At 42.1% G+C, this 7,758-nt stretch carries 7 protein-coding genes; 2 read left to right on the top strand and 5 right to left on the bottom strand.

Annotation, left to right across the window (positions count from 1 at the left end; all coding sequences use genetic code 11):
* The first annotated feature begins 487 nt into the window (after positions 1–487).
* A complete protein-coding gene (locus B4J23_RS06985; RefSeq protein WP_286964851.1) occupies positions 488–1,654 on the top strand; it encodes an MFS transporter in 1,167 nt (388 codons plus the stop codon).
* A 15-nt stretch (positions 1,655–1,669) separates the two neighbouring features.
* On the opposite strand, the gene B4J23_RS06980 is transcribed toward B4J23_RS06985, so the two are convergent.
* Both B4J23_RS06980 and B4J23_RS06975 read right to left on the bottom strand, forming a co-directional pair.
* A complete protein-coding gene (locus tag B4J23_RS06980) occupies positions 1,670–3,160 on the bottom strand; it encodes an amidase (RefSeq protein WP_004785962.1) in 1,491 nt (496 codons plus the stop codon).
* Positions 3,161–3,209: 49 nt separating this feature from the next.
* The gene (locus tag B4J23_RS06975; RefSeq protein WP_034171191.1) at positions 3,210–4,640 is read right to left on the bottom strand and encodes a sensor domain-containing diguanylate cyclase; all 1,431 of its coding nucleotides are present in this window, start codon (positions 4,638–4,640) and stop codon (positions 3,210–3,212) included.
* A 325-nt stretch (positions 4,641–4,965) separates the two neighbouring features.
* Here B4J23_RS06975 and B4J23_RS06970 point away from each other — a divergent pair, with 325 nt between their 5' ends.
* Positions 4,966–5,412 (top strand): hypothetical protein, encoded by a 447-nt coding sequence (locus tag B4J23_RS06970; protein WP_034171190.1) that lies wholly within the window; start codon positions 4,966–4,968, stop codon positions 5,410–5,412.
* 62 nt (positions 5,413–5,474) lie between these two features.
* Here the strand turns inward: B4J23_RS06970 and accC are convergent, their stop codons facing one another.
* Genes accC through aroQ form a run of 3 tightly spaced genes read right to left on the bottom strand, consistent with a single transcriptional unit; the run spans position 5,475 to position 7,752 of the window.
* The gene (accC, locus tag B4J23_RS06965) at positions 5,475–6,845 is read right to left on the bottom strand and encodes an acetyl-CoA carboxylase biotin carboxylase subunit (RefSeq protein ID WP_034171189.1); all 1,371 of its coding nucleotides are present in this window, start codon (positions 6,843–6,845) and stop codon (positions 5,475–5,477) included.
* 18 nt (positions 6,846–6,863) lie between these two features.
* On the bottom strand, positions 6,864–7,280 hold the full coding sequence (gene accB, locus B4J23_RS06960; protein WP_004785952.1) for an acetyl-CoA carboxylase biotin carboxyl carrier protein: 417 nt from the start codon (positions 7,278–7,280) through the stop codon (positions 6,864–6,866).
* A gap of 16 nt (positions 7,281–7,296) precedes the next feature.
* Positions 7,297–7,752: a type II 3-dehydroquinate dehydratase gene (aroQ, locus tag B4J23_RS06955; RefSeq protein WP_004785950.1), complete on the bottom strand. Its 456-nt coding sequence runs from the start codon at positions 7,750–7,752 to the stop codon at positions 7,297–7,299.
* Between the last annotated feature and the right edge of the window lie 6 nt (positions 7,753–7,758).

Below are 7,758 nucleotides of genomic sequence, written 5' to 3'. Positions count from 1 at the left end.
AATAAAAAGCGTGTACACAGTGCACTGGGTTATGTATCGCCTTTTGAGTTTGAAGCAATGTACTATGATAAGATTAACCCGTTAGGTCAGGTGGCCTAACTTAAATAAAAAAATCTCCGATAAATCCGGTAAGGTTCAAGGGTTTTTTCTTTTCTTATTGGTGATATCCATGACAGACAAGCCCGAGCAAAACTTAGAATTTTGCAGTGCTGAGCTGTCTAAATGTTATAACCTCAGTCATTTTAATTCTTAGATCCATCAAATGATTACGATTGATAAGCTCATATGTGAACTAGCAGAATAAATTAAGAATTTAGCTAATGTATTAAGTTAAAATTTAACTTTTCTCAAATTAGTTAAAGAACTTTGAAGAATCTATAGATGATTATCTTATAGATTATCGAGATCCAACCGAGACCCATTCAATGCAACTCAGCGCAACTTATATTTATTTTAAGTTATCAGAAATGAAAGAGTATCTATTCTGATGCAATCTCTAGCTATTCATTACAGACTCAGTTTTTTCTACTTTTTTTATTATGCGATTGTGGGCGCATTCATGCCTTTCTGGAGTCTGTATCTGGAAGATCAAGGCTTTAATTATCAGGAAATTGGGATTTTATCTTCGATTGCGATTGTCACCCGATTTTTTGCGCCATTTATTTGGGGGTGGATTGCAGACAAATCTGGGAAACGCATGTTGCTGGTGCGTATAGCTACCTGGATGGAAGCTTGTATCTGGTTCATGATTTTTATCACTCCAAATAGCTTCCAGTCAGTCGCTTTGCTCATGCTGATTTTCAGTTTCTTTCAAAATGCGATTTTGGCTCAGTTTGAAGGCGTAACTTTATTCTGGTTAGGTGAAAAAAGGGCAGAGCTCTATGGCAAAGTGCGTAAGTGGGGTTCTATTGGATTTATTATTGGCGTATTTGGTTTAGGTGCCATTTTTGAGATTATTAGCATTAGTATGCTACCAGTCTTATTACTCTGTATCTCATTTCTGGCTTTTCTCTGGTCGTTCACTATCAAAGAACCAACAGCAGCACCGACAGCACAGAAAAAACTCGAAGCTTTATGGCCGATTTTCAAGCGTCCGGTGGTATACAGTTTTTTTCTGATTGAACTGATCATGCTGTTTTCACATGCGCCGTTTTATAGTTTTTATAGTAACTATCTCAGCCAGAATGGATTCAGTACCAGTCAGATCGGATTGCTTTGGTCGGTTGGGGTTATTGCTGAAATCATTATGTTTGCCTATGCCACATTTTTTCTGACACGCTGGTCATGGCGTCATCTGGTGATGCTATGCCTGTTAATGACTGGTTTAAGATGGCTAACAGTCGGCATATTTCCATCGTCATTTCTGGCACAGTTTTTTGCCCAGACCATTCATGCTTTGAGTTTTGGCTTATTTCATATGATTGCTATGCGGGTTATTTTTCAGAACTTTTCGGCCGGACAACAAGGCCGTGGGCAGGCACTGTATAGCACCATGTGGGGCTTAGGCGTGGCGAGTGGCAGCATTCTAGCCGGTCGTTATTGGGATCAGGTGGGTGGAACATCAATCTTTATTGCTGCTGCGCTCTCGACCTTGCTGGGCCTATTGCTGGTATTTGGCTTACCCAGCAAAGTCGAACTGCAAAAGCAGGTTTAAGATACGATTGAATGATTAAATGCGGATTTTGGAATATTGATCAAACCAGGGCTGAGCCTGTTCTAATTGAGCGGCTAGTTGTAACAGTAAATCTTCACGGGCAAATGGTGCAATAAACTGTGAGCCCAAAGGCAGGTTATCTTCATTCCAGTAAAGCGGTACTGACATTGCCGGAAGGCCGGTAATATTGGCTAATTGGGTGAATGGCACCCATTGCAGGTTTTCTTTTACAATCTGATCGACCAGCTTACCTTGTGCCAATAGATGTGCCTTATTCATTTTTAATAAAGCTTTAAGAATCGGCTTCTGCCAGTTTGGTGTCTTGACTTCGCCATTTTTGGGTGCAACAGTGGCCGTGGCTGGCGTCAGGTAGAGATCATAATCATCAAAGAAATGATTCATCTGGGTTACATATTGTCCCCAATTAGTCAGATTCTGGATATATTCAATCGCCGTTGTTTTGGCACCAAAAGCAGCCAGAGCCAGAGAATCCAGTTCAAAATCGCCTGATCTGGATGGATAGCCTTTCTGGATTTCGTTCAGCATATAAGAAAACTGGCTAAACCACGTCGTAATAAAATCTTTAGCCAGTTGCATGCCATCAATCTGCGGTTGATCCTCAACGACTTCATGACCTAAAGATTCCAGTAAACGGGCAGTTTGTTCTACCGCTTTAATAGCATCTTGAGAAACAGGCGTATCGATGCTGGAACGCGTATTAAATGCGATTTTTAATTTTTTTGGTGGTTGCTGAATCACTTCCAGATAATGTGTATGCGGACGTTGAATCGTAAACAGTGAACTGCGATCTTCACCATGCGTGGCATCCAGCATTGCTGCACTATCCCGAACAGTTTTAGTGAGTACATGTTGAATGGCAGCACCATGCATTGCTTCACTCATTTGCGGCCCCCACGGTGTACGTCCACGGCTTGGTTTTAAACCAAACAGACCACAGTAGGAAGCCGGAATACGAATTGAGCCACCACCATCACCTGCACCAGCAATTGGCACAATGCCGGCTGCCACAGCAGAAGCAGAACCGCCTGATGAGCCACCGCTGTTATGTCTTAAATTCCACGGATTTTTACAGCTACCCCAGGCATCTGGCTCGGTAATGCCTTTAATTCCGAATTCAGGAGTGTTGGTACGGCCAAAGGTCACGATACCTGCCTGTTCCCAACGGTTAACAATCTCGGCATTGGTATCAGCTATATAGCCAATGCGCTTTAAACCCTGACATCCATAAGACGTCGGATAACCTGCATATTCCTGAAACAGGTCTTTGACTAGAAATGGAACACCGGCAAAGGGACCTGACAGATCTTGCCGGGTACGCTGCAAGGCATGCTCATGCATGGGAATAATAATGGCATTGATTTCAGGATTAATATTCGCACTACGTTCTAAAGCGACTGATAAAAGTTCACTTGAATGTATCTGTTTATTTTTAACCAGTTCAGCCAGTCCTAATCCATCGTATTGTAAGTATTCTTCAAATTTCATCTGCATTCCCTAGCGTTGATATTGTTATAAGGTTGTAGAGGGTTTCAGTTCAGGATGCAAGCACCACCTGATTACGTCCCAAGTGTTTGGCCTGATATAAGGCCTGATCTGCGGTATTGACCAGTTGCTGTAAATCTTGAGAAAGTGGCGCATGTTGATGCGTAATCCCGAGACTCACGGTAATCGATAAAGGTGAGCCATCAGGTTGATACATTGGCGTTTTAGCTACCAGTTCACGAATACGCTCAGCAATAAATTGGGCTTTAGAAGGTTTAGTATCCCAAAGCAAAATGACAAATTCCTCACCACCAATACGCGCAAACAGATCTTGAGAACGTAAATTAGAACGGATGATTTCAGCAAAGTGTTGCAGTACTTTATCGCCCACATGATGGCCAAAATGATCGTTTAAACGTTTGAAATGATCAATATCCAGCATAATCAGGGAGAACTGCACACTCTTGGAATGTTGTAGTAAATATTCACCTTTCTGGAAGAAAAAATGCCGGTTCATGGTCCGCGTCAGACAGTCATGATTGGCCAAATACAATACGCGTTTAAATAGGTCGTTACGGTTCTGACTGATAATACACAGGATCAGCGGCGACAATGCCAGCATAAACAGTCCGATCCTTAATGAGATATAAATGGTCGAGTCTGCCAGCGTATCATGTGTAGTGGTATAGAACTGGGTCAGGCTGTAATACATCAAAATGATTACAAAGGCATTAATAATTGCAATCGTAAAGATGCGATAGGTCAGTGCTGCCCAGATTAAAGCTGCTAAAGGATAAAGCAGGGCACCTGGACCGACAAAAATATTGCTCAGGATAATACACAGGATTACCGTGCCTGCTGGCAGTAAATAACTCAATGAGTTCTGCTTCTTTCTGCGGTTTTTAAATAAATATTTGAGATCTTTGGTTCTAGGAAAGGCCAGAAAAAGCGGCAGGACAATAATGTAATTTACCATTTCGCCTGTCCACCACAGCCCAAAATCTATCCATAAATTTTCCTTGGTCATAAAGGAATGGGGAAGATTGGGTAAGGTCGCAACGGCAAACACTGCACTGGCCAGGCATCCTGCGAATGCACAGATGCCGAACATATGCACGAAAGTGAAGCCAGTATTGTAGTACTTATAATTGATCTGGAAATATCGGATAAAAAACAGCGATACAATAGTACTAATCAAGTTGGCAAGCGTTAGAAACAGACTCTGTAAAAGATTATTACCTGTCGCCAGATCAGCAAGCATGAACGCACAGAAAGCACCTAGCCACCCGCCCATATTGTTTAAATGGGGGAAGCGTAAAAACATGGCCAGTAAGGCAGCATTGGCAGGCCAGAGTATGGCTAAGTAATCCTGTGTCCTGGTCATAATGCTAATCAAACAAGTCACTAAAATAATGAAAAGAATGACCAAGTAGGTATATGTTTCAGGATTCAAGTTCTGGTCTGTGATTCGAGGTATTCGCAAATCTAAGTCCTGTATCTAATTTTTATTTGTGAAATATCACTTTGTTTGGGAAATGCTTTTTACCCAAAAGTACAACTTTATTCTTGGAATAATCTGTTTTTACTTATGTTATCAATATACGTTTGTATACGAAATATATACAAAAAAATTAAAAAAGGAAATCCATGTTTTTAAACTATAATGATAAAAATTTGTTTTATTTCGGTATTTAAACTGATGCAGAGCAGAATATGATCCCGAAAAATATGATAAGTTAAAATTAATTATTAGGATTGAAACGAAGCCTGTGAATACGAAAAAAACCTGTCTTAGCCTTGTCTTGCTCATGAGCTCATCTTGGCTAATGGCAACAGAAAATAATAATCAAACTGCAAATAGTATTGCGAAACCTATCGAAGTTCCGAATACTTTTACCATTAATACCCGTCCTGAAATTGTCGGGCTATGGGGAATGGAAATTCCAGATAATAAGAAGTGTGTTGAATACTATAATTTTAAAGGCAATAACAACGTCGTGATTAAAAGTGGTTCAGAATGGACCACAGGGCTGTATGACTATCAGCCTTCACAAGATCCGGCTGCACAGATTCCAGCGCTGATTATGCAGGTTAAATACGACAATAATGAAAAAGACTGTTCTGGTAATCAGGTAGATCAGTCAGGTGAGATTTCGCAGTATTTTGTGAAGTGGCAGAATTCCAATACCATTAATTTCTGTGCCAATGAAAAAGCAGAACAATGTTTTGCTGTGCTTCGACGCATTTTGCCTTGATTGAAGGCTAGATATAAAAAAACCGCTGACTTCAGCGGTTTTTTATTAGATCATGTCTCAAATCAAGCTTTTTCTTTGTCTTCAGCACCTTCAAGCTGCTTTAACAAATGTTTTTCCAGATAGTGAATATCCATTGCATGTTCACAGAAATTTTCATCCTGAAGAATCAGATCTTTGTGTAATGGAATATTGGTTTTCACGCCTGTCAGAATCATTTCATCCAAGGCTTGCTTCATGCGTGCAATTGCAGTTTTACGGTCTTTACCATGGGCAATTAGCTTGGCAATCATAGAATCATAATACGGCGGGATGCTATAGCCTGGATAGATATGAGAGTCTAAACGGATACCAGCACCACCTGGCGCATAGAAAGTCTCGATTTTGCCAGGAGATGGCATAAAGTTCGATGGATCTTCTGCGTTGATACGACATTCGATCGCATGACCTTGAACACGTACATCTTCTTGCTGGATATTCAGACCTAAGCCAGCCGCAATACGTAACTGCTGCTCAATGATGTCGATACCGGTGACCATTTCAGTCACAGGGTGTTCCACCTGGACACGGGTGTTCATTTCAATAAAGAAGAATTCGCCTTCTTCAAACAGGAACTCGAATGTACCAGCACCACGATATTGCATCAATTTACAAGCATTGACACAGGCTTCAAGAATGTCAGCTCGAGCCTGTTCTGGCAGGTAAGGCGCTGGCGCTTCTTCAAGTACTTTCTGGTGACGACGCTGTAAAGAACAGTCACGGTCATATAAATGGATCGCATGACCATTACCGTCGCCTAGAACCTGTACTTCGACGTGACGCGGTTTTTGCAGGAAACGTTCCATATAAACCGTGTCATCACCAAACCACATTTCAGCATCACGCTGCGCAGCTTGTACTGATTCAAGCAGGGTATCTACACGTTCTACAATACGCATACCACGACCACCACCACCGGAAGCCGCTTTCACGATGAGGGGGAAACCAATTTCTTTGGCTTCAGCAAGCGCATTGTGAATTGTCACGGCATGATCGCAACCAGGTACAGTTGGTACCCCCGCTTTTTTCATGGCAATAATTGCAGAAACCTTATTCCCCATCAGGCGAATATGTTCTGGACGCGGGCCAATGAAGATAAAACCAGAACTTTCTACGATTTCAGCAAATTCAGCATTTTCAGACAGGAAGCCATAACCAGGGTGGATGGCATCTGCGCTGGTGATTTCAGCGGCTGTAATCAGGGCTGGAATATTTAAGTAACTGTCGCTGCTCGCGCCAGGACCAATACACACGGCTTCATCACAGAAGCGTAAGTGCATCAGGTCTTTGTCAGCATCTGAATAGACACCGACGGTTTTAATTCCTAAAGTTTTGCAAGCTCGGGCGATGCGCAGGGCAATCTCACCTCGGTTTGCAATTAAAACTTTTTGCAACATTATGAATCCCCGAAGTGATTAGGCGCGGTAACGGAAAAGTGGCTGACCAAACTGAATCACTTCACCATTTTTCACCAGAATTTCTTCAATCACGCCGCTTTGAGTTGCTTCAATCGGGTTCATGATTTTCATTGCTTCAATGATACCCAGTGTTTCGCCAGCAGAAACAGTTTGGCCAATTTTTACAAAAGGTGCTTCGCCTGGGCTTGGAGCCGCATAGAACACGCCAACCATTGGAGATTTTTCAACTGCACCACGAGGAGATTTAGCTGCAGGGACGTCAGCTGCAGGTGCAGGCATTGCAGGAACAGCTGCTGCAACTACTGGATTACGACGAGTCAGAGCAATCGACTGATCACCTTCCTTAACTTCAATCGCCTGTAAGTCAGATTCAATCATCAAATCGATGAGCTTCTTGATTTTACGGATATCCATGAGACAGTATTCCTAATTAAGATTGTTTAGAAGATTGTATTTTTTCAATGACATAGTCGAGTGCGGCAGCATAGCCTTTTGCACCTAGACCACAGATCACGCCAATAGCTTTATCGGATAGATATGAATGATGTCGGAATGCCTCACGTGCATGGACGTTAGACAGGTGGACTTCAATAAACGGGATTGCCACGCCAAGAAGTGCATCACGAACTGCAACTGAGGTATGTGTCAGGGCAGCAGGATTAATAATGATATATTGCACGCCGTCTTGTTGGGCTTGATGAATTCGGTCAACAATTGCGCCTTCCCAGTTGCTCTGGAAAGTGTCAAGTTGTAAAGTAGCTTTTTCAGCCTGAGCAGTGAGCTGCTGATTAATATCTTCTAGAGTTAAATAACCATAAACTTCGGGTTCGCGCTTTCCTAGCAAATTTAAATTCGGTCCATGAATAACCAAAATGGTCGAAGTCATCTATGG

This window comes from Acinetobacter sp. UBA3025 (assembly GCF_002367915.1).
Lineage (GTDB): Bacteria > Pseudomonadota > Gammaproteobacteria > Pseudomonadales > Moraxellaceae > Acinetobacter.
This window is presented reverse-complemented; position numbering and strand designations above follow the sequence as displayed.